Annotated in this window: 23 protein-coding genes, 1 pseudogene and 1 riboswitch; of the genes and pseudogenes, 17 read left to right on the forward strand and 7 right to left on the reverse strand. The window is 37.7% G+C overall.

Annotation, left to right across the window (positions count from 1 at the left end; translation table 11 throughout):
- The first annotated feature begins 76 nt into the window (after positions 1-76).
- Positions 77-1,543 (forward strand): methyl-accepting chemotaxis protein, encoded by a 1,467-nt coding sequence (locus tag ACZ5WS_RS16115; RefSeq protein ID WP_464711950.1) that lies wholly within the window; start codon positions 77-79, stop codon positions 1,541-1,543.
- Positions 1,527-2,051: a DUF6436 domain-containing protein gene (locus ACZ5WS_RS16120; RefSeq protein ID WP_464711952.1), complete on the forward strand. Its 525-nt coding sequence runs from the start codon at positions 1,527-1,529 to the stop codon at positions 2,049-2,051. Before ACZ5WS_RS16115 ends, ACZ5WS_RS16120 begins: the two co-directional genes overlap by 17 nt.
- 93 nt (positions 2,052-2,144) lie before the next feature.
- Here the strand turns inward: ACZ5WS_RS16120 and ACZ5WS_RS16125 are convergent, their stop codons facing one another.
- On the reverse strand, positions 2,145-2,705 hold the full coding sequence (locus ACZ5WS_RS16125) for a TMEM165/GDT1 family protein (RefSeq protein ID WP_178957383.1): 561 nt from the start codon (positions 2,703-2,705) through the stop codon (positions 2,145-2,147).
- A gap of 83 nt (positions 2,706-2,788) precedes the next feature.
- Positions 2,789-2,891: riboswitch (yybP-ykoY riboswitch) on the reverse strand.
- Between the two features lie 178 nt (positions 2,892-3,069).
- On the opposite strand from ACZ5WS_RS16125, the gene ACZ5WS_RS16130 reads away from it, so the two are divergent.
- Positions 3,070-3,381 (forward strand): hypothetical protein, encoded by a 312-nt coding sequence (locus tag ACZ5WS_RS16130; RefSeq protein WP_138606772.1) that lies wholly within the window; start codon positions 3,070-3,072, stop codon positions 3,379-3,381.
- An 86-nt stretch (positions 3,382-3,467) separates the two neighbouring features.
- Here the strand turns inward: ACZ5WS_RS16130 and ACZ5WS_RS16135 are convergent, their stop codons facing one another.
- Positions 3,468-5,093, reverse strand: a complete 1,626-nt coding sequence (locus ACZ5WS_RS16135) for a methyl-accepting chemotaxis protein (RefSeq protein ID WP_138606774.1) — start codon at positions 5,091-5,093, stop codon at positions 3,468-3,470.
- A 494-nt stretch (positions 5,094-5,587) separates the two neighbouring features.
- Here ACZ5WS_RS16135 and ACZ5WS_RS16140 point away from each other — a divergent pair, with 494 nt between their 5' ends.
- The 7 genes and pseudogenes from ACZ5WS_RS16140 to ACZ5WS_RS16170 all read left to right on the forward strand — a co-directional run bounded on the left by ACZ5WS_RS16140 (position 5,588) and on the right by ACZ5WS_RS16170 (position 11,067).
- A complete protein-coding gene (locus ACZ5WS_RS16140) occupies positions 5,588-6,349 on the forward strand; it encodes a metalloregulator ArsR/SmtB family transcription factor (RefSeq protein WP_138606776.1) in 762 nt (253 codons plus the stop codon).
- Between the two features lie 63 nt (positions 6,350-6,412).
- Positions 6,413-6,673 (forward strand): annotated as a pseudogene (locus tag ACZ5WS_RS16145) (arsenic resistance protein); the annotation flags it as partial.
- 14 nt (positions 6,674-6,687) lie between these two features.
- A complete protein-coding gene (locus ACZ5WS_RS16150; RefSeq protein ID WP_464711955.1) occupies positions 6,688-7,191 on the forward strand; it encodes a phosphatase domain-containing protein in 504 nt (167 codons plus the stop codon).
- Between the two features lie 2 nt (positions 7,192-7,193).
- Positions 7,194-8,204 (forward strand): ArsJ-associated glyceraldehyde-3-phosphate dehydrogenase, encoded by a 1,011-nt coding sequence (locus tag ACZ5WS_RS16155; protein WP_464711957.1) that lies wholly within the window; start codon positions 7,194-7,196, stop codon positions 8,202-8,204.
- Between the two features lie 9 nt (positions 8,205-8,213).
- Positions 8,214-9,428, forward strand: coding sequence for an organoarsenical effux MFS transporter ArsJ (gene arsJ, locus ACZ5WS_RS16160; protein ID WP_198522733.1), 1,215 nt, complete (start codon positions 8,214-8,216; stop codon positions 9,426-9,428).
- 434 nt (positions 9,429-9,862) lie between these two features.
- Entirely contained in the window at positions 9,863-10,585 is a 723-nt protein-coding gene (locus tag ACZ5WS_RS16165) for a hypothetical protein (protein ID WP_198522732.1), read from the forward strand.
- A complete protein-coding gene (locus ACZ5WS_RS16170; protein WP_198522731.1) occupies positions 10,585-11,067 on the forward strand; it encodes a hypothetical protein in 483 nt (160 codons plus the stop codon). The genes ACZ5WS_RS16165 and ACZ5WS_RS16170 overlap by 1 nt, the downstream gene beginning before the upstream one ends.
- Before the next feature lie 91 nt (positions 11,068-11,158).
- Here ACZ5WS_RS16170 and ACZ5WS_RS16175 read toward each other — a convergent pair whose 3' ends face one another.
- Positions 11,159-11,296, reverse strand: coding sequence for a hypothetical protein (locus ACZ5WS_RS16175; RefSeq protein WP_198522730.1), 138 nt, complete (start codon positions 11,294-11,296; stop codon positions 11,159-11,161).
- Positions 11,297-11,437: 141 nt separating this feature from the next.
- On the opposite strand from ACZ5WS_RS16175, the gene ACZ5WS_RS16180 reads away from it, so the two are divergent.
- From ACZ5WS_RS16180 to ACZ5WS_RS16205, 6 genes are all read left to right on the forward strand, one after another.
- Positions 11,438-12,178 carry a hypothetical protein gene (locus tag ACZ5WS_RS16180; RefSeq protein ID WP_198522729.1) on the forward strand — a complete coding sequence of 247 codons (741 nt, stop codon included), beginning with the start codon at positions 11,438-11,440 and terminating at the stop codon, positions 12,176-12,178.
- Between the two features lie 74 nt (positions 12,179-12,252).
- Positions 12,253-13,445 (forward strand): IS3 family transposase gene (locus tag ACZ5WS_RS16185; protein WP_464711960.1). Its coding sequence is split into 2 segments (ribosomal slippage): positions 12,253-12,558 and positions 12,561-13,445, totalling 1,191 coding nucleotides; the frame shifts between segments, so codons are not numbered across the junction.
- A 128-nt stretch (positions 13,446-13,573) separates the two neighbouring features.
- On the forward strand, positions 13,574-15,034 hold the full coding sequence (locus ACZ5WS_RS16190) for a hypothetical protein (RefSeq protein ID WP_464711962.1): 1,461 nt from the start codon (positions 13,574-13,576) through the stop codon (positions 15,032-15,034).
- An 88-nt stretch (positions 15,035-15,122) separates the two neighbouring features.
- A complete protein-coding gene (locus ACZ5WS_RS16195; RefSeq protein ID WP_198522727.1) occupies positions 15,123-15,524 on the forward strand; it encodes a hypothetical protein in 402 nt (133 codons plus the stop codon).
- Between the two features lie 55 nt (positions 15,525-15,579).
- Positions 15,580-16,023: a GNAT family N-acetyltransferase gene (locus ACZ5WS_RS16200; protein ID WP_198522726.1), complete on the forward strand. Its 444-nt coding sequence runs from the start codon at positions 15,580-15,582 to the stop codon at positions 16,021-16,023.
- Between the two features lie 432 nt (positions 16,024-16,455).
- Positions 16,456-16,650: a (2Fe-2S)-binding protein gene (locus ACZ5WS_RS16205; protein WP_010389142.1), complete on the forward strand. Its 195-nt coding sequence runs from the start codon at positions 16,456-16,458 to the stop codon at positions 16,648-16,650.
- Between the two features lie 106 nt (positions 16,651-16,756).
- Here the strand turns inward: ACZ5WS_RS16205 and bfr (ACZ5WS_RS16210) are convergent, their stop codons facing one another.
- The 4 genes from bfr (ACZ5WS_RS16210) to ACZ5WS_RS16225 form a co-directional block, all read right to left on the reverse strand.
- Positions 16,757-17,221: a bacterioferritin gene (gene bfr, locus ACZ5WS_RS16210; RefSeq protein ID WP_008112262.1), complete on the reverse strand. Its 465-nt coding sequence runs from the start codon at positions 17,219-17,221 to the stop codon at positions 16,757-16,759.
- Between the two features lie 11 nt (positions 17,222-17,232).
- The gene (gene bfr, locus ACZ5WS_RS16215; RefSeq protein WP_013463107.1) at positions 17,233-17,706 is read right to left on the reverse strand and encodes a bacterioferritin; all 474 of its coding nucleotides are present in this window, start codon (positions 17,704-17,706) and stop codon (positions 17,233-17,235) included.
- Between the two features lie 220 nt (positions 17,707-17,926).
- Positions 17,927-20,065, reverse strand: a complete 2,139-nt coding sequence (locus ACZ5WS_RS16220; RefSeq protein WP_464711966.1) for a TonB-dependent receptor — start codon at positions 20,063-20,065, stop codon at positions 17,927-17,929.
- A gap of 267 nt (positions 20,066-20,332) precedes the next feature.
- Positions 20,333-21,193: a cation diffusion facilitator family transporter gene (locus tag ACZ5WS_RS16225; RefSeq protein ID WP_464711968.1), complete on the reverse strand. Its 861-nt coding sequence runs from the start codon at positions 21,191-21,193 to the stop codon at positions 20,333-20,335.
- Positions 21,194-21,452: 259 nt separating this feature from the next.
- Between ACZ5WS_RS16225 and ACZ5WS_RS16230 the strand changes: the two genes are divergently transcribed.
- Positions 21,453-21,941, forward strand: coding sequence for an N-acetyltransferase family protein (locus ACZ5WS_RS16230; RefSeq protein WP_464711970.1), 489 nt, complete (start codon positions 21,453-21,455; stop codon positions 21,939-21,941).
- Positions 21,942-21,978: the final 37 nt, after the last annotated feature.

Here is a 21,978-nt window from a genome sequence, read left to right on the forward strand (position 1 = left end):
ATAAAAAATTGCCAGTTGTTAAGGGCTATACTAACAACTTGCGTGTTTAATTTATTCAAAATTAATTAAGGTTTTTATGTCTAGTGTGAGTCGGTTGTTTACAATCATATTCTGTTTTTTGTTTGTCGAATCTATTGGTATCGGCCTTTATTTCGATACACTAACAGAGGCGTTTCTGGTCGGCTTGCCCTTGTGCTTGCTTCCTATTTGGTTATTAAAAACCCAACCCGAAAGTAAAGTTACACCTCATGTTGTTGCTGCTGCAATCATGATGTTTTCATTTTTGCATATTCAGCAAGCGTATGGGCTTATTGAGGTCCATTTCGAAATATTTATTTTCTTAGCCATGCTAATAATGTTTGTTGAATGGCGAGTGTTTATTACGGCTATTGTGTTTGTTGCTATTCATCATTTATCTTTTTACTACCTGCAGACTCAAAATACTGGGTTTTATGTTTTCGACCCTGATCGTTTAGCTTTTTCAACTGTGCTTATTCACGCTGCCTATGCCATAGTTGAAGCGCTTGTTGCTGGCTTTATTGCAGTGACATTAAAGCGTGAACGCCAAGCTGGTTTGTCGTTAAGTCATACCACAGAGCAAATAATGCAAGACCCAAATCAAATAAAACTTTCAATGCGAGCAGATGATAAAGATAGCAGTGCAGTGGTAGGTTTTAACACGCTACTAGAATACTTGTCGGATGTTATTAAGCAGGTGCAAACGCAATCTGATTCATTAAAAAATAACTCCCAAGAGTTAATAAATGTTCATGATGAGCTGGCAGACAGTGCTAAGCACCGAAATGCACAAACTGATGATATAGCTAATTCAGGTTCACAAGTTGCTCATGGTTTTAAACTGGTTGAGCAAGAAAGCGATATTTTAAAGCAGCAAGTGAGCAATATTACCGACTCTGCCCATGTTGCTTTACAAGAAGTGTTACAAACAGACAGTAAGAGTAAAGAGTTGCTCACGTTATTAACTAATACCGAAGAGCAATTAAGTCATTTAGTGGCTGCTGGAGATGTAATTACAAGCTTATTGAATGAGATATCAGGTATAGCTGATCAAACTAATTTGTTAGCGTTAAATGCCGCAATTGAAGCTGCTAGAGCCGGTGAGCATGGTCGTGGTTTTGCTGTAGTTGCAGATGAGGTTCGTTCTTTAGCGAATAACAGCCAGAAAACAACAGCTAAAATAGCATCTACATTAACAGATTTAGTGGATAACAGCCGTACTTCAACACAATCCATGAATCAGTGTGTTGAGTTTGTTGTAGATCTTACGAAAATTAGTGCCACCATGAAAGAGAATATCTCTTCCATGAGCGAGCAAATACAGGCCGTATCCACAAGTTCTGACTCAGTTGCGCAAGTAGTTGCTGAACAGGCTGGCAATACTGAGCAGATTGCAACAAGCACAGATCAAATGCGTCAACGCCAATATGAAGACGGAAAAATTGTTGATCAACTTACCGCTAAGGTACAAATGATTGATGTCAGTATCGATGTATTAGAGCAAAGTATTGCAAAATTTAACTAATAAGCGCTATTTTACTTTTGCATTGATTGGTGTGTGGTTTGTGGTTGTTGTGTCGGGCTTAGTGTATTTTCAACTTGGTCAATTAAAGCCTTTTGATGAGAATAAAATGCTTGAGCGCCGTAACTGGTTTTCGCAATTTAAAGAACACGTTGTTTGGCAAAACAAAGATAGTGCGCAACTACTTATTATCACTGAAGATAATTGTGGCTGTACCATACAAGCTAAACCGCACTTATCAGCCTTACAGCGCTTTGCGAAAAATCAGGGCGTTGAGGTTCAAACATTTAAACTCAATAGCCAACTAAAGTCAGTGGTTCCGGCAACGCCAGCCGCAGTGTTAATTGATAAAAATGGTGAGTTTGTTTATGCAGGACCTTTATCTGAAGGGCTGGCATGCTCTCAAGGTAGCGGGTTTGTAGAGACCGTGATAAGCAATTTACAGGCTGGTTTTAACTCATCTTTGTTAATTGCCAACACAAAAGGATGCTATTGCATTAACAGAGCATAAAAGAAGCTCGTTTTTATTCTACGATAACTGCTTATACTTCCTTGAACCGCCTACCTACTTTAGGTAAGCGGTTTTTTGTTGTAGGTTACTTAATCACACCATGGTTATTAAGCCATAAACACCTAGTAATACAAATACAGTGGCGGCAATAGCTCTTACTGTGTTTAATGGAATTCTTTTTAGTAACGTCTTACCGGCATAAATAACGGGTATATTTGCGATCAGCATACCAAGAGTTGTACCAATTGTTACCCATAAAACAGATTGATATTGTGCACCCAATAATACAGTCGCTATTTGAGTTTTGTCGCCAATTTCAGCAATAAAAAATAAGATTAAGGCCACTAAAAATGCCCCATAACGATCGTACTTGTGGCTAACGTCTTCGTCTTTATCGGGAATAAGCAGCCATAAGCCAACAACAATAAAGCTTATATTGACTACCCAAGGTAAGTATTCAACAGCAAAATTACCACTTAACCAATCACCAAACCAGGCAGATAAACCATGATTGATTATAGTAGCGGCAAGAATACCTAAAATAAGCGCTATTTTATTATGAAAACGTGCCGCAAGTAATAGCGATAGAAGTTGAGTTTTATCGCCTATTTCGGCAAGGGCAACAGTGACGGTAGAGGTTAAAAAAATATCCATTAATATAATCTTCAGGCGGGAATATTAAACCAAGGCAAACAGCTATCTCCCGCCATGAGGATAGTGTCTACCTAGGTCTCGCCGATAACGCTTGCTACAACATTACAAACTTACCATGCACTTAAGGTGCAATTATGTTGATAAGTTTACTCATTACTGAGCGGGCTACTCCCCTAAGAGGAGGGCGATTATTCCACAAAGTTTAAAGCAGGTAAATATATGCGGGTAACTTTTAAATTTAATAGGTCTCTTTGTGGTGTTAGTGCACAAATAAACTTGCTTTGAGCTATCAAGTCAGCTGTAATAATAAACAGATGGAAGTTGAGCAATTTGAAATTATATACGTGTGTGAAGGGATTAAAATATGCAAGGAACAATCGTTAAATCAACAATGGCAACCATTCAAAATGGAGTTATGAAAGCGGACGGAAAGTTTTGGATCACGCAAACCGACTTAAATTTTGAACCTTTTAATGAAAAATTGGGGTTAGAACAATACACAATTGCCCGCGAAACAATTTTAAAAGTGGTTGAATGTAAAGGCAAGGGCGCAGGCCTTGTGCCAATAACAGCTGATGCGATAGAGGTTTTCACGCAAGATGGCAGCTCATATCAGTTTATACTTTCAAACCCCAGTGATTGGATAACTATATTGTCTAATCAAACTCGCGCTTAAAATAACCAATATGCCATCATTTAAATGATGGCATATAAGGTTTTTATTTAAAGTATAACCGCTAATATGCCTCAAAATTAAAGCACCTAAACTTTAAATACATTGACTTTTCCTTGTAGCATTGCCGCAAGCTGTGCGAGCTCTTGCGATGCTTGAGCATTTTGTTGCGAGCTTTCGCTAACCGAAGTAATACTAGAACTAAATTCATTAATATTGCTGCTTAGCTCATTTGCGACCATTTTTTGCTCCTGAGTTGCGGTTGATATTTGAGTGTTCATATCTGCAATTTCGGTGACTTCTTGGTTAATTTCGCTGAGCACCTGTGAAGAATAATTAGCATGGTCAACACTTTCTTTAGCACTGCTTTCAGCGTTACTCATAGCACTAACTGCTTGCTGAGCCATACCTTGTAGTTTTGTGATCATTTCATTAATGCTAGCGGTTGCTTTTTGAGTGTTGTGGGCAAGTTGCCTTACTTCATCGGCTACAACGGCAAATCCACGACCAGAGTCTCCAGCTCTTGCTGCTTCAATGGCTGCATTTAAAGCTAACAAGTTTGTTTGCTCAGCCACACCTTGAATCATCATCACAACTTGGTTTATATCATTGGTTTGAGTATTTAGGTCTGCAATAAGCTGCGTATTTGTATTAACCAAAGTTGAAAGCGTATTTATTGACTCGATATTATCAGCAACAGCTTGCTGCCCTTGACCTGCTTTTATGTCGGCATTTGTTGCTTTGTCAGAGGTTACTTGAGCGTTTTGAGCAACTTGCTCTATTGCACTACTCATTTGGGTGATTGCAGTTGCAATCATAGCTGATTGTTGCTCTTGCTGGGTTGCTGTACTGGCTACTTGAATACTAATTGAGTTCATTTCTTCAGCTGCTGAAGCAAGTGTTAGTGTTGCTCCTGCCATATCTTTTACTAAATCTTGGATCCGAAGTAACATATCATTAAAGTTAGATGCGGTATCTGCAATTTCGTCTTTACCCTGAACCTTAGCACGAGCTGTTAAATCGGCATTGGTTGCAATATTCGTTATGGTATCGCGTAATGACATTAATGGATTTTGTATCGAGCAGTAAATAAAGTAGGCAACAATCAGTAATAGTAAAATTAATATTGCGATCGTGGCACTCATTATTAACTTTATTAATTTATAATTTTCATCAGCTTTGACTCTAAAGTCACTCGCTTCTTTAAGTTGTAAATCAATTAAAGCCTGGTAACTGGCACTAAGCGGATCAAAGAGTTGGTAAAGCTCATAAACAAATTTATTTTGTGGTAGTGATAAAAACTCACCATTATTAATGCTTACAATTAAATTATTCAAATGCATAAGCACAGGCTTTAGTTTCTTTTCAACGTTATCTACCAAGCGCTTTTCTTCAACTGTTAGCTTTGTGCTCAAGTAAGCTTTCCATTCATTATCAGCCGTATTTCTAGCATCATTAATATTTGCTAAGAGTTCTGACTTGGTAATAGAGTCAGCACGATACTTGTGAAGTAAATCAACAATATTTACGGCGTAATTATCTGACACATGCTTAATTTGCTTAAGTGGTACGACACGGTCGTCGTATAAACTATCAATCCCTGCTACTAACCTTCCCATTGTGTTTATTGAAAAAAACGATGTAATTAAAAAAATCATAATTGGCAGCAATGCAAGCACGGCTAAACGGGTACGCACAGAATAATTGTTTAACATAGTTATCCAAAATTACAGCAATAATAAAAAAGTATAATATGAATAAAAAATTTTACTGAATTTTTACAATAAAATATTTAGGTTTAATAATTCTTATGTTTTGATTGAAGTTCCGCTTAGCGCTGTGAGTTCAACCATTCTATGCAACATACAGCTTAAATCGTTCCGCAGGTGTTTCGTATTCTAGTATTTTTCGCGGACTCTCATTGCCAAGTTGATTGTGGAACGCATGGCTTCGCCACTTATTCGACCTACGTCAAAAGGTAGGTTGGTTAAGCCGAAGACGCCACCCAACAGAGTTTCAAAGCATCAATTTAATAATGGAAAACTAACTCTAAAAAAGGCGTTCATTAAACTGTGATGAAAATAAATGATTGAGTAAAGACTGACAGTATCGTTCAAACAATATTCCTATTTATTTCTTTTTCAACGATTACTATTGCACCTTCCGCATAACAAATTTATTATATAACAAATTTGTTATGCGAGTGGTTATGAAAGTTCTATTTTTGTGCACTGAAAACTCGGCTAGATCTATCATGGCTGAGGCGTTGTTAAAACATCATGGTAAAGGTGAGTATGAGGTTTACAGCGCCGGTACTGAGCCAAATAATGTGGACAGCCGAACGCTATCAGCTATTGAACACTTTGGGTTGCGTACCGATGGTTTACGCTCAAAACACCTTGATGAAGTTAGCAATATCCATTTTGATTTTGTTATTACCCTGTGTGATAAAGCGGCCAAAGAATGCGATAGTCGAGTAAATGGCACTAATTGCCTTGCATGGGATTTTCCTGAGCCTCGTTCCCGCAAAGAAGCCAACCCGTTTGAAAAAACACTACAAGAGCTAAATGAACGACTCAAAATGTTTTTGCTAACAAAAGAAAAGCAAAAACCAGCGCCAATCACACCAACTACTTTTTACAAAGCGCTAGCTGATGATATTCGTTTGAAAAGTCTATTAATTATTGCTGTTGAAGGTGAAGCATGTGTTTGTGAGCTGATGACTGCTCTGAGTGAAGAGAGCCAACCTAAAGTTTCTCGCCACTTAGCACAACTCAGAAAAACTGGCATTTTATCAGATAGAAAACACCAGCAATGGGTTTTTTATTCGATCAATCCAACACTACCAGAGTGGATGAAGCAAACTATTACATCAACGGTAGTGAATGATCCCATTTTCATTGAACAAGAGCTAGCTAGATTAAATGCGATGGGTGATCGTCCCACGCGTGTAGCAAGCTGCTGTAACTAGGGAGGATCATTATGGGAATCTTTGAACGCTATTTATCTGTTTGGGTCGCGATATCTATTGCTGTTGGTTATTCAAACGTATGGCATTTTCATCATTGCCTATTTTATTGCGATAAAAATCAAGCTTAAACATAACATTGCAGCTCCATCGTGCTTAATTGGTACATCAAATTTCTTTGAGTTGGCTGTAGCTGTAGCGATTTCTCTTTTTGGCTTGCATTCAGGTGCAGCGCTAGCAACCGTTGTTGGCGTTCTTGTAGAGGTGCCTGTGATGCTATCTCTCGTCGCGATTGTAAACAGAACAAAACATTGGTTTAACGAATAATTAAGAGGACTCTTATGCAAACTCACCCTTATGACAAACTTACACTTGATAATGGCGCCAGTTTTATATTTACGCCATGCCCAGGAACGAAAGAGGTTGATTTAACAACATCGGTAAAGCAACTCAAAGGTGCGGGAGCACAAGCGATTGTCACTCTGATGTATGACGCAGAAATAAAGAAAAACGAGGCCGAAACACTTCCTCAAGTTTGTAGCGAACAAGGCATAAAATGGTTTCAGTTACCTATTTTAGATGATGATGCGCCTAATGATGGCTTTGCAACGGCGTTCAAATCTCACCTTAATGACGTGTTAGCTATTTTGTCTAATCAGGGCACGATAGCTGTGCACTGTAAAGGCGGTTCAGGTCGCACGGGCTTAGTGATTGGCATACTGATGTATGAGTTAGGTTACAACAAGACAAGCATTATTAACCAAGTACAGAAAGTACGCCCTAAGGCGCTTTCTAATCCTGTGCAACTTTCATTTTTTAATGAATATCAAAAAGTAGGAGTTTAACTATGACAATTAAAATTGGTATTAACGGTTTTGGCCGCATGGGCCGATTAACGCTTAGAGCAGCCTTTGGTTGGCAAAATATTGAGTTTGTGCAAATCAACGATCCTGCTGGCAACGCAGAAACACTGGCACATCTATTAAAGTACGATTCAGTGCATGGCACTTGGTCACATGATGTATCTAATGATGACAATAATGTCATAATCAACGGTCAAGCTATTCGGGTCACTCAAAATCAAGCAATTAACGATACGGATTGGTCTGAATGTGATGTCGTCATTGAAGCATCAGGTAAAATGAAAAAAACCGATCTACTGCAAGCCTATTTAGATCAAGGTGTTAAGAAAGTAGTGGTCACTGCGCCAGTGAAAGAAGAAGGCGTACTCAATATAGTGATGGGTGTTAATGACCACCTTTATAATGCTGAACAACATGCTATTGTTACAGCAGCGTCTTGCACCACAAATTGCTTAGCACCAGTGATAAAAGTATTACAGGATAAAATCGGTATCAAACATGGTTCAATGACAACCATCCACGATATAACTAATACTCAAACCATTTTAGATGCACCGCATAAAGATTTGCGTAGAGCGCGTGCCTGTGGCATGAGTCTTATTCCAACCACTACAGGCTCAGCAACGGCTATTACCCATATTTTCCCTGAATTAAAAGGCAAATTAAATGGTCACGCCGTTCGTGTACCACTGGCAAATGCATCAATAACTGATTGTGTATTTGAAGTTGAGCGTCCAACAACTGAAGCTGAAATTAACGCTTGGATGAAAGAAGCGGCTGAAGGCGAGTTAAAAGGTATTTTGGGCTATGAAGAAAAGCCGCTAGTGTCAATTGATTATAAAACTGACCCGCGTTCAAGCATTATCGATGCGCTATCAACAATGGTCGTTAACACTACTCAGGTGAAGCTGTATACATGGTATGACAACGAGTGGGGATACGCGAATAGAACAGCTGAGCTTACTCGTAAAGTTGGTCTATCAATAAAAGGGTAATGTGACACTATGAAGCGCTTGGCATCATTATCAGACGATATTAAACAATACCTCGTGGTCACAGGCAACTATTGGGCATTTACCTTAACGGATGGCGCACTACGTATGTTAGTAGTGCTTCATTTCCATGCGTTAGGTTATAGCCCGCTTAGTATTGCTATGCTGTTTTTGTTTTATGAAATCTTTGGCGTTGTAACCAACTTGATTGGCGGCTTCTTAGGTGCTCGTCTAGGGCTAAATAAAACCATGAACATTGGTTTGGCTATTCAAATTGTTGCCTTGCTCATGCTAGCTGTTCCCTCTGAATGGTTAACAGTTGTATATGTGATGATTGCCCAAGCGCTTTCTGGTATTGCCAAAGACTTAAATAAAATGAGTGCTAAAAGTGCTATCAAGTCGTTGGTTACCGATGGGCAAGAAGGCACGCTTTTTAAATGGGTAGCTATATTAACAGGATCCAAAAATGCTTTAAAAGGCGTTGGCTTTTTCTTGGGTGGTTTACTGTTAACCTTATTTTCGTTTAAAGGTGCAGTTTTGCTGATGGCAGGTGTATTGGCACTTGTATGGTGTTACAGCCTTTACGCTTTAAAAAGTGATTTAGGAAAAGCGAAGAGCAAACCTAAGTTCACCGATATATTCTCAAAAAGTCGTTCAATTAACCTCTTGTCGGCTGCACGACTATTCTTGTTTGGTGCCCGTGATGTCTGGTTTGTGGTTGCACTGCCCGTATTTTTGTCGCAAGCCTTTAATTGGGATCATTGGACTGTAGGCGGCTTCTTGGCACTATGGGTGATTGGTTACGGTTTCGTACAATCTATCGCACCTAAGGTAATGAACCTCAAAGAAGGGTTTTCGCCTGCTACAGAAACAACCAAATGGGCGAGTTTACTGGCACTGGTTACATTAGGTATAGCCTTATCCCTGTATTTTAATTGGCAAGTAAAAACAGTACTCATCGCTGGTTTAATGTTGTTTGGTGTACTGTTCGCCATTAATTCATCGCTGCACAGTTATTTGATTGTTAGCATGGCAGATGCCGACGGTGTTTCTCTCGATGTTGGCTTTTACTATATGGCTAATGCGATGGGGCGTTTGATTGGTACAGTATTGTCAGGCTGGATTTTTCAGCTATATGGGTTAGCGGCTTGTTTAGCGATATCGTTTGTATTTATTGCACTGGCTGGGTTTTTCTCAACAAAGTTACCAACAACAGCAACTAAATAAGCATATAGCGGATTTAATAACTATCCTATGACACTCATCCGTTAGGGATAGTTAACTACCCATGATGGTAATAAGCTTTTAGCTTAGCGATTACATTGTGGCACAAAATTATTGTCTTTCTAAAATGAGTGAACGTATAAATTAGCTCAAAGGGACCTATAAAGTATTTACTCTAGAGCGTTTTGAGGCAGAGGGAAGGTATACTGCATGATTGAAATTGGCACTGAGCCGAACTTCGGCTGTTAGCGACAACCGGACGGTCATTCTTTCATATCAAATACATTTAAGATTTCCCTGACTTGAACTAACTATTGTATTGGAAATAGCAATTTGGCTCCTATATAAGGAATAATATGAGTAGCGTGAGATAAGATTTACTTAGCTACTTTATGTTAATGTAAATAAGGTAATAATTAACTTTTAAGGTTGAAGTAATGGAATATAACAATCTATCCAAGCTTGTAAAAAAAGTTCTCAAAACAGATCAAAGTGGTAATACAACAATGCCCTCAAGACGCGAAATGACAAGCAAAATTTTTGCGTTTATTATGCTTATTCCTGGAATTACCAGCATTGTGATGACAGTAACAAGCGAAGGAGGGGAAAGTATTTTCTTCGCGATTTCTGCAAGCTTCTTTTTAAGTATATCTATATTGCTTTTTGGTCGAAAGAGCCGCTTAGAGTTTAACGGGACAGAAAAACAGCTTAATTTAAAAACCGCATTATGGGGTTACTTTCAAAGAAGTAAAGTTATTACATCGTTTGATACACTATCATTTGAATTAAGTAGTATAGGCGCGCAAGGCCCTTATCAAATTAAGTTTGTTGATCAGTTATATGAATTTAAACAGTATACAGATGCTAAGATGTTCATTTCGTTTTTATATAAAAAATATAATATTATTACTGCTGAAACCATATCGGATTGGCCAAATAAAACGCCGATAAGGTTTGCTCAAAGCGAATTAGATATTTCACCACAAATTGCTCATGATAGCACAAAAGCTAATTCAAACTCTCATCTGGAAGATGTAGATTTTAATAGAGAGGATCTTGTTTTCATTGAAATATGGGATCGCAAATCGCTAATAAAATTATCCCTGCCATTTTTTGTTTTTACAGCCATTGCCGGCTTAGTTAAATACGGAGTGCTGTAATGTATTTTAAAGAACTATCTAGTGAGCTAGCTATTTATCGACAACCAAGGTTAACTAGATTATTGCTAGTTTTGTTGTGTGGTTTCTTTTTATTTATCGGGCTAATTAATGTGTTTAATTCTGATGAAGCAAAATCATTACCGATATGGGTATCTGGGTTTATATGCTGGCTAGGTTGGAGTGGCTCGTTTGGTGGCTATGTATGTCGTTTTGATCTCGCGAAACAAACCTTGGAATTAAAGTCGAGTAGTTTATATACTATTTTTAAACGTGTTTATCAATTATCAGATATTAAAGGTTTTAAAGCTATACCAAGAAAAGGCTACACACATAACTATAGATTATATGCAGTGTTAACTGATAATACTCATGTTGCTTTCGCAAGCTACAAAGGACGAGGATTTGCAGTTAAGGAGTGTATAAAAATGGCTGACTTTGTCAGTAAGCCTTATCAAATCAATATTGATACAGCTCCATTATAATTTTATGAGAACTAAGTAGCGCGGATTAACATACTTTTTAGAAACCAATACCAAACGCTTAGTTGTACTCCGGTGTTTATGGAGTTTAAGCTTAGCTCGCTACAAAAGAATTCGGGTATGAGCGATAATCGGTCATCGAGATTGGCTGAATATCGTCGTTAATTGATTGGTTAAACTGCTCTTTGCGCATATATTCATGAAAATGAGCGCTGCCCGCATATTGGTTCATTTAACTTTACCTAAAAAATTTAGAAAACTTAGTGATAGTAATGCCTTAGGTAATTTGTTAAAACTATATAAAGTAGATAAATGAGCGTTAAGTCGGCAGAAATATGCGCGATGAGCGCACTATTAAATTGTTAGGTTTCAAATGATATTACTTCGCAAGTCTTGGTTTCGAATATTAAGTATTAGCTTAATCGTAATATCATTAAATATTATATATTTACTTAATAATGAAGAAATATTAAGAAGTGACATTTTAACGGCTTTAAAGAATTCTACTTTAATATTTACGTTATGTGCTGTTCTCTCCATCGCACTTTTTACGAATTATATAAAAGGATTAAGGGATTCATATAATAATCAAGTAGTGGCTATAAGAGATATGTTAGGTGAATTTCTTGATAAATATAAACACACAGAACAAATTGAAATAAGGCAGTACAAAGAACAGGTTATTTATCCATTATTAGAAAGCAATCATGCTGAATGGGATGATGCTATTTTTATTAATTCAAAGCTTGACGCCTTAGATTTACTACAAGAACAACTTGTTGTAATTAATAAGCAAGATCCTGAATGTTTTTATAGATATATTCTCAGGTTAGAGGATGAATTTAATAAGCTTGGTTTATTGTTTGTGCGTAGAATAGCAACCTCATTACATTTAAAAACATTCAAAAGTGTATTCACTTTAATAATAATTGGTTTAATCGTAACAGGGACTGCATATTTACTCCCTCATACGGTACTTTTTGATTTTATAACTTTTAATTTCTCTACCCTGATATTTACCTTTTCTGTATTTGAATTAGTTATTTTAGTTGGTTATTTAATTCAAGAAGCTAAAGAGGAAATGCCTGAGGTCCAAGGCGAGAATGAAACCTAACAAGAACATTAAACGGAAAATTGCTCCTCACCCGTTTTAGTGGACACCTCCTCATTACTTTGAGGAGGCTTAAAATGCCTAGATATACCCAACCTAGAAAGACATGGTTTTACCCAGTTAATTTTAAAATCAAAGCAGTCGAACTAAGCTTACGAGACGATGTCATGTCAAAGGACGTTGCCGAGGCGCTAGATATTCATCCGTTAATGCTGAGTCGTTGGCGAAAAGAGTATCGAGAAGGTAAGTTTAAAAACGTACCGCGCTATCAAAGCAACAATGAAACAATGAGTAAATTCCCAACAAAAAAAGAGCTGGATAACATTCAAAAGCTTAAGAAAGAAAATGAGCGTCTTAAGCAGGAGAATGACCTGCTAAAAAAGTGGCAACGGTATCTGGCGGAAGTACATCAGAACGATTTGGATTCATCCAAAAATTCGGACAAGCCTTAGGTGTAAAATACTTGTGTTCTTGGCTTAATGTTTCGCGTAGTGGGTTTTATGCTTGGCGTGACAGAACAGTGTCAGCTAGAGCGCTGTCAGATGCTAATTTGTTGTTGAAGATAAAGCACGTTTTCAATGTAAATCATCAAACCTATGGTAGCCCACGCGTATTTCATGCGCTAAAAAAAGAAGGTATAAACACAAGCCAAAAACGTGTTGCCCGCTTAATGCGAGAAAACGGTTTAAGAGCCAGAGCCCTTAAGACTTACAGCAAACCGGCGAAGGTGAAGTTCTTTTATAAAGAGATAGAAAACAAACGCAAAGATAGTGAAAAGGCCACGGGGATCAATCAGCAATGGTCTGGCGATATTACGTATTTAAAAGTCGGCGCTCGTTGGCATTACCTCGCTGTGGTTATCGACTTATATTCACGTCGAGTAATCGGCTGGGCGTTTGGTAAAAACAAAACAACAGACCTTACGTTAAAGGCGCTAAGGCTTGCGATAAAGAAACGACAGCCAACAGAGAGTATATTATTTCACACTGACCGAGGCGCAGAATACCGTGCTCACGTTGTACAAAAGTATTTGGCTAGCAAAAACATCAAAGCCAGTATGAATAGGCCTGGGTGCTGTACTGACAACGCAGAAGTCGAGTCGTTCTTTCATTCGCTCAAAGCAGATTTAATTCGAGGAAATAAATTTGAGAGCAGCGGTAAACTATTATCAAAATTAAAGGTTTACCTAAATTACTTTTACAATAGACAGAGATTGCATTCGAGTTTAGGATATAAATCACCTGCCGAGTTTGAATTGGCAGTTAATTGAAACGTGGACGGTGTCCACTTTATCGGGTGAAGATCAAATTTACAGTTGGCTGTTTTTCGTTCCTCAAAATTTTAGCCAACTATAATTTTCCGCTTATGTAAGCGTTATATTTCAAATGGAGTCTTTAAGTGAGTCAGCAGGAATTACACGATTTAATTATTTATCAAGATAGGTATTTTGAGATATTAACGGAGTTTTTCCTCTGCGTTACAGGCTGTTTGCCACGTGATTTTTCTCCATTGGAGAGCTTCTCTGACTCAATTCAAGGAATGGCATCTGTTTTAAGAGAGAACCCTAAAAGAGCTGAAAAGTCTATGATGGCCTTTTCAAGTCTCGAAAAAAATCTTAAGAAATTATATTCAGAAGAAGGTGGTAAAGCTTTTAGTGCAGCCAAGAAATTAGATGCATGTAAATTGAACTTGGGAGGGAGTAGTCGCTTTTTACAAACACAGTTAAATGCTACACGTAAATCACTTCTCTATTCCGATACAGTTTTAATTCCAGACCCTGTCATGCCGTGGTTAGAAAAAAAACGTGATGAAGAAAAGTTTAATCATGTCATACCCCTTCAAATGGCTTTTTTCATATTGCATTTGTCTGACATTAAAGGTGACGAGTTTGATCTACCGCCATTTATTGTTTTTCCAAGCTTTGAAAAATCACTTGAAGAACACGATCAGCAAACGCAAGAAAATAGTGTTCAACTTATCACCGATGTGTTTTCACATTATGTCGATTCAGGTATAGCGCGCCCGCAAGATATAATGGAGTTCGCTACAAATCACCCCGACCAATACTTTCAAAAGATAGAAGAGGCAAGACTTTTTGTTTCACCAGGTTCTGAGCCAGGGGAGTCTGTGAAAGTAGAATTAGAAAATTATAAAGCTGAAATGAGGCAGTGGAGGTCAGAAGATTGGTGTAATGAGTTATTTTCGAATGGTGATGCAAGTGTTGTAACTAATGCGATCTTTGAACGTATTATGCCAAATTATCATTTACTAGAAAATGCAGATGAACTTAGGAGTCATCCATTTCTGTGTGTTAATGCGCAGGCGCATTATTACCAGCTTATTGCAAATATGAAGAATGCATCTGCTGGTGAAGTTGCGTCATTTGACCCATCTACATCAGCAATTTTACAGTCTCTTACATCTAAAAGACTTGATTATTTAGCTAATATTGAAGACTCGCAACTTGTGGCATTGAGAAAGACAGATGAAAATATTGAGTTTAGAAGAGAGTTAAGAGATTTAGTTAACAGCTTACCTAATACCAAGGTCGAAGATTTAGGGTATGTTGCTGCTGAAGTGTGCTCCCATATTGAAAGAGCAATATCGAAACATGAGAAGCAAGTTTCATTATTTAATGATAAATATCAAGCAAAGCATAAATACACAGCTTTAATTGCTGGTGGTACATTAGGTGTAACTATGTTTCCCGTTTTAGCACCTTTCTTAGGTGCGTTACTTCCCCTTGGTGCGGCTGCAGCTACAGGTAAGTATGTTTCAGATAAACTTGATGAAAAAGCTGAAATTGGACAATTTTCTCACTCCATGATGGGAGTAATTTCGCGAGCAAAAGGGAAGTGAAATATAACAAGACGCTGCTACGGAAAATTTACTCGCTGGCGCTCCTAAATTTCCGCAGAGCGCGGCGTTAGTTTTCAATGGAGAGTAGATGAACATTTTAAGTAAATTAGTCATTGTCAGTATTGTATTACTCATTACTGGGTGCGCTAGTATTTTAGGTGTCACTGGTGCGGATACTGGAAAAAGAATTAACGATAACTGGGTTGCATATAACGTCACTCATCCGGGGCTTACAATTAAAATTATCGTACCTTATGCTCCCGGTTTAATGCCAATATCTACGGTTGGTAAATCATCACCGTCGCCGTTGAGACATACTATTATATTTGGAACCAAATCAAATCAACATAAGCTTGAAGTTGTAGGTAAGTACAAAAAAGAACTGTACTTTGATAATAAGTTTTATGGTTCAATTTGGTCGGGTGAAGTTTTGATTCGAGACGGTAGCCTTTCAATAGACGGTAAGTTGGTATCAGTAACAGAAAACTAACAAGTGCAGTCAACGGACAAATTTTACTGCAAGCGTTATGTGTCATCGAGGTATTGTGAAAATTTCAAATTTAGTAGATTGTCCGAGTGAAATTGAGGTTGTCGCCAATTGGTATTTTAATGAGTGGGATCATAAGGATTCGGAAGCGACGCTAGAAAATGTTATCGAAAAGGTTTCTTCAATTTCAAACCGAACCGCATTTGTAGCTCATATTGACGGTGAATTAGCAGGAGCTGGAGAATTAAAATATCGCGAATACTCTGACTATCCTAGCTATAACCATTGGCTAGATGGAATCTATGTACCTATAGAACATCGAGGGAAAGGTATATCAACAGCACTAATCGAATTTGCTAAATCAAAGTCAATTGAGTTACAAATACCAGCTATATATCTTCGTTGTGAAGAGCACCTCGTGAAACTTTATGAATCTCATGGTTTTCAAGTTGTCTGTGTTGAAGAAACTAAGTTCATAATGGAATTTAAAGTGAACACATAACAAGGGCTTTCAAGTCGGACAAATTACAGTTGGCTTTTTGTTCGTGCCTCACTTATTTTAGCCAACAGCAATTTACCGCTTAAAACGGCGTTACCACTGTCTGCAAATGGCATAAACCGGAAATAGCTCACGCATTAATTCTATATTTATACATTAAGGCTTCTTCAGACTTAATGTAATTCATTTTAATCATTCAACTATTTACCTAAACCTACTTAAATTCAAGGCGAGACTTTAGTTAATAAATCTCAATCTGAGTGCTACACCTTGCTTTAAATTCAAACAATTATCAAGCTGCCGCGAATTCTCAACTTAAGTGGCGTTGGCCAAAAAAATGCAAAAAATTTAATTTTTGATCAAAAACCAATTGATAACTATTTTCGTTTAGATTAATATAAACCCACTAAATGAAATTGAGAGTTGTTTGTATTCATGTATGTTTGTCTTTGTCACGGTGTGACCGATAAAAAAATTGAGCAAACCATCGACGATGGTGCTACTACCATGCGCGAGCTAACTAAAGAGCTTAAAGTGGGCAGCCAATGCGGTAAGTGTTGTTGTTGTACTAAAAAGATCCTCAATCGTAAACTGATTCAAATTGCAGATATAACCGATCAAGTGGCTTAATAGTAATCTACATAAATAGGCCTACCTAAACGAATTGGTATAACATTTAAAAATTAAACATAAAAAAAGCAGCCTTAGCTGCTTTTTTTGTATTTATAACTTTAACTTACAGTTGCGATTGTAAGTAGTTTTCAAGCCCAGTGTTTTTGATCAGTAGTTGCTGTGTTTCTAGCCAATCAATTTGCTCTTCTTGCTCATTTAAAATGTTATCGAGCGCTTCACGGCTAATGTAATCTTTCTTACTTTCAGCGAGTTTAATCGCAGCACGTAGCTCGTCTACTGTATCAAGTTCAAAGCTCATGTTAGCAGCAATCATTTCTTCGCTGTTTTCGCCTATACGTAAACGTCCTAAATCTTGAAGGTTCGGCAGGCCTTCTAAAAATAAAATACGCTCAATTAAACGGTCGGCGTTTTTCATCTTTTGTATCGATACTTTGTAATCAGCTTTGTCTAGTTTACTAAAACCAAAATCTTTAAACATGCGTGCATGTAAAAAGTATTGGTTAATACCCACAAGCTCATTAGCAAGTACTTTATTTAGTGCTGCAATAACGTCTTTATCGCCTTTCATAATATAAGTCCTTATTCGCCCATTTGAGCTTGGTGATAGTTTTGAGTGCCAATTTTGTCAATCAGACCCAGTTGTTGCTCTAACCAGTAGACGTGATCTTCTTCGGTATCAAATAATAGCTTTTCTAAAATTTCACGAGATTGATAATCTTGCTGTTGTTCACAGATAGCAATAACCTCTTTAACACACTCAACCACTTCAAGTTCTAAGGTTAAGTCGTTTTGCATCATGCTTTTTACATCGTCACCAATTAACAGATCACGACGTTTAGTCATGTTTGGTACGCCTTCTAAAAAAAGAATACGCTTAATTAGCCAGTCAGCGTGGTCTTTTTCTTCTTCCATTTCATGGTTAAGACGCTCATAAAGTTTGTTTAGGCCCCAATCGTCGTACATACGAGAATGAATAAAATACTGGTCAATAGCAGCTAATTCGTTAGCTAACAATGTATTGAAGGCGTCGATTACTTTTTGATTACCTTTCATAGCGCTTATCCTAAAAATTCTAATTGTGGCTAGTCTAGTATATAGGCACAGAATTGCAAGTAATTTACTTATAAATCATATGGTTAATATTGAGTTTGATTCTCGTTTAAGTTTGCATTGCTGGTTGATAAATGGACAGGTTGTTATTTGTATTTTAGATCAGCAAGTTAGTTGAGGGTATAAGCGCGTTCATACCGTAAAAGTATGAACGCGTAAGTGATTAAAATTGATAAGTAACACCTACTGTGGCCGTGGTACCTAAACCTTTAATGTTGTATCCACCATAGGTGTAAGATTGTGCACGGGCTGGGAAGTAGTCTTGGTTAAATAAGTTTTCTACCCCGATAAAACTTTTCCAGTTGTCTGCAAACTGATACTGACCGCTTAAATTAAAAACCGTGTAGTTATCGACAGGCCCCTGATCGCCAACATATTTACTATTATCATTAGGCTCAAAGCGTTTTCTATCACCCACATACAAGTAACTTAATGTTAGTGACAGGGTATCCGTAGGCTGCCAGTTAAGGTTTGCTGTGGCTTTTGGTGGACTGATTTGCTTAGAGCCTAAATATATATCTGCTTCAGTATTTTTACCTTCTACATAACTATACGTTGCCAGTAATTTAAGAGATGGGCTTATGGTGTAGTCTACTAAGGCTTCATAACCCCAAATTTCTTGAGGTGCTCTAACCGGTTCATAAACACCGGTTACTTCATTAAATTTGTTTGTAGTACCAAGCTCAGAGGTGCTTCGATATGCTGCGACTTCTAAACGAACTGCATCAAATTGAGAATTAAAACCAATTTCATAATTATCGATAATTGAAGCTTGAGTTTGAATAAGGCCTATATCATTTACTGTGGCAGAGCGAAGTAGGCGGCCAATATCTGATATATCAGATCCCTGTGAGTAGTTTAAAAAGGGGCTGAATTTTTCATCTAGATTGTATTTAATGCCCACGTTATAGGTCGTAGCATTGTAATCAACCGTGTCGCCTTTTACGCTAATTGGCACAGAGCATTGCGTGGCCGTTTTACATAATTTAAGCGTGCGATAATCATCTACGCTAAGGTCGATATTTTCTTTGCGTACACCGGCCTTTATTATTAAGTCATTAGCAATAACCCACTTAGTTTGTAAAAAGCCCGCGACACTTTTCATGTCCATTTCTGGCACCCAAACACGCCCATCAACCAGCGGTTGTGCAGTTACATCATTTAACGCATCAATTCCGTAAATAAATGACGCTTCAACTGAGTCAAAGTCCACCTGGGTATTAAAAGTTGCTCTGGCGCCTTTTTTTTCTGAACTTATAACTGATTGACCACCTTGATAATTCTCATCAGGATTGGCAAGGTTTGGAGAGAAGAAAAACACATTTTCTATATCTTGCGTATAGAGGTCTAACGTCATTTGTGTGTTTTCAAGCAGTGCGTAGTCGGTGTATTTTAAGGTTATATTTTCGTTGCCTTCTGGCCCTTGTGGTTTACCTTGCTTTTGTAATTCTGACGGCACATGAATGGCGTAGGTTTTTTCTCCTAGGCTCATATCACCAATAACATCGCCTAAGTCGGTTTTTTGTTGTGAACTGAAGTAGTTATAACTAAATTGGAGTTGCTTTTCATCATCAAAGTCATAGCCAAGCTTAGTGAAGTAATTTTGTGTAACGGCATCAGATAAACCATATTGTAAACCGAGAATATCGCCTTGCGAATCGCGTTGTACACCGTTTTCTTCATAGCTTGCAGTTACTAAGTAGCTAAATTTATCTGCACGACCATTCAATGCTGCAGATAACCTTGCGCCAGCGCTTTCTTCGAGTTTTACCGCACTAAAACGACTCGATAAGCTTATTTCACCTTGGGTTTGGCCATCGCTTTGTGCTTGCTTGGTAATATAGTTAATAATTCCGCCTGATGCGCCGTTACCATAAATTGACGTTGCTCCTTTTATGACTTCTATTCGACCTATTGCGCTTGGATCTAAGGTTTTTACCCCTAATGATCCGTTACGCAGTGGCGTTGACTGTGGCACGCCATCAATCATGATCAGTGGGGCACGCCCGCGTAAAGTTTGTCCTGAATTACTTGAGCTTCCAGTATCTGGAGCAAGACCAGGAACCATTTGTGCTAAAAGGCTTTGTAATTCTGGATTAACTTTTAAATGCGCTTCTATTTGCTTTTGACTAATAATAGTTATGGAAGCAGGGACCTCATCAATACTTTCAAAAACACGACTACCCGAAACAATAACGTGCTCCATTTCTGTTTGATTTAAATTTCTTTGGATCGTTGATTCGTCTGCAATACTGGCGCCACTGACTATTAATGCTATTAAGCTCAGAGATGTTTTAAACATGCGGGTCCTTCGTTTGAATGGTTTTAGTTGTGTTAATGATGGGCGCAATATTAAGAGTAATTTAAAGTAAACGCAAGGTTAATGATAATTGTTTTTATTTGCATGTATGCTATTGCAAACTATAGGGGGTCAAATATAACGTTGCGTTAAAATAGATGCTCGTAACGGCAGTTGATTATTGTTAGCAGGCCTTCTGCGTTTTGTTGCACAAGGCATAAAAATAAAGATGTGCTCAGTTTTAATTACAAAGTACTTTGTATAATCAAACTAAGATGAACAACACTCAATTACACAGTGTTCAATTGCAAATTCATCATGTAAATAGTGTTTGATGGCGTTAAGCTCAATAGGGGTGTCTGTTTGCATCACAATTTCACAATGAGTGGTAGTATCGTCCAGTTGCCACGCTTTTATTGATTTTATTTGCGTAATAGCAAACTGTTGCAGTAATTTATTGCTGATAAGTTGCTGGTCAAAACCAATGGGGGCTGCCTGCATTAAAATGCTGCAGCTGGCTTTAAGTAATAATACACCATGATAAATAACGTACAGTGATATTAAAATGGTCGCTATTAAATCAACTACATACCACTGGTATAAAATAATTAAAGTACCCGCAATAATAACGACTATTGATGCCATTGCATCAGACACATTATGAATAAACGCCGCCTTTATATTCATGTTGTTTTTAGCGCCAGCTTTATAAGTTAATAACGCAGTGACTAAATCAATGAGTAGCGCCACTGCCGCAACCCATACAATGATCCAGCCATTGATAGGTTGGGGGTTTAAATAACTATTTATGGCTTCAAAAATTAAATAACCACCGATCACTATTAACGTAGTGCTATTAAAAAGGGTTGCTAGTATCTCTGCGCGTTTGTAGCCAAAATGATGGGTTGTATCAGCCTGTTTATTGCCAATTTTTCGGGCAACGAGGGCAATAAAAATAGAGGCCGCATCACTTAGGTTATGTAATGCATCGGCAATTAATGAAAGGCTGCCAGAAAATACGCCACCAACAACTTGCACTGCAGTCAGTAAAACATTTATAAATACGGCAAGGGTTAGCTGTTTATCGCTTTGGTTATCATCAACGTGACTATGTGAGTGACCATGACCCATTTTAGTTAAACTCCCTTATTGCTTTACTTTTTACCCATAATGACAATTTTTTACCATTTATAAAAGCGCTGTTTTAATTTGTTTTTTAGATATCGTAATGGCTAAATTTAAATAAGCCCGTGATAGTTACGTATTGAATATAAAAACGATATGCTAGGGTATAAATAAATATATTAATGGCTTAAGTTATCATAATTATTTAGGCACTTTTTATTTTAAATTTAATAGGCATAAAAGTCGTTTTGAAGGGTTAATAACAATGAACACAGCAATAGAAATTCGCGATGCACAGCCAAGTGATGCAAAAACAATTCTGCATTTTATTAATGAGCTTGCCATTTACGAAAAAGAGCCAGATGCAGTTAAAACAGATGAACAAGCCATTTTAGATACACTTTTTTGCGACGGCGCAACAGCGCATAGTTTAATTTGTTTACAAGATGGTGAGCCGATTGGTTTTGCGGTGTATTTTTACAACTACTCTACTTGGTTAGGTAAGAATGGTCTCTATTTAGAAGATTTATATGTTAGCCCAGATAGTCGTGGAAATGGTGCCGGTAAAGCTATCATGAAAGAGCTGGCAAACAGAGCAATAAGCAAAGACTGTGGCCGCTTTGAGTGGGTAGTGCTTGATTGGAATAAACCCGCGATTGATTTTTACAATAGCATGGGTGCTGAGCCACAGAGTGAATGGATTATATATCGTTTAACGGGCCAAGCATTGATTGATTTTGCAAATAAAGATTAGTGCCGAATATGGCCAGTAATATACCTAGTTTTTGTTA

This window comes from Pseudoalteromonas sp. 11L1 (assembly GCF_055397545.1).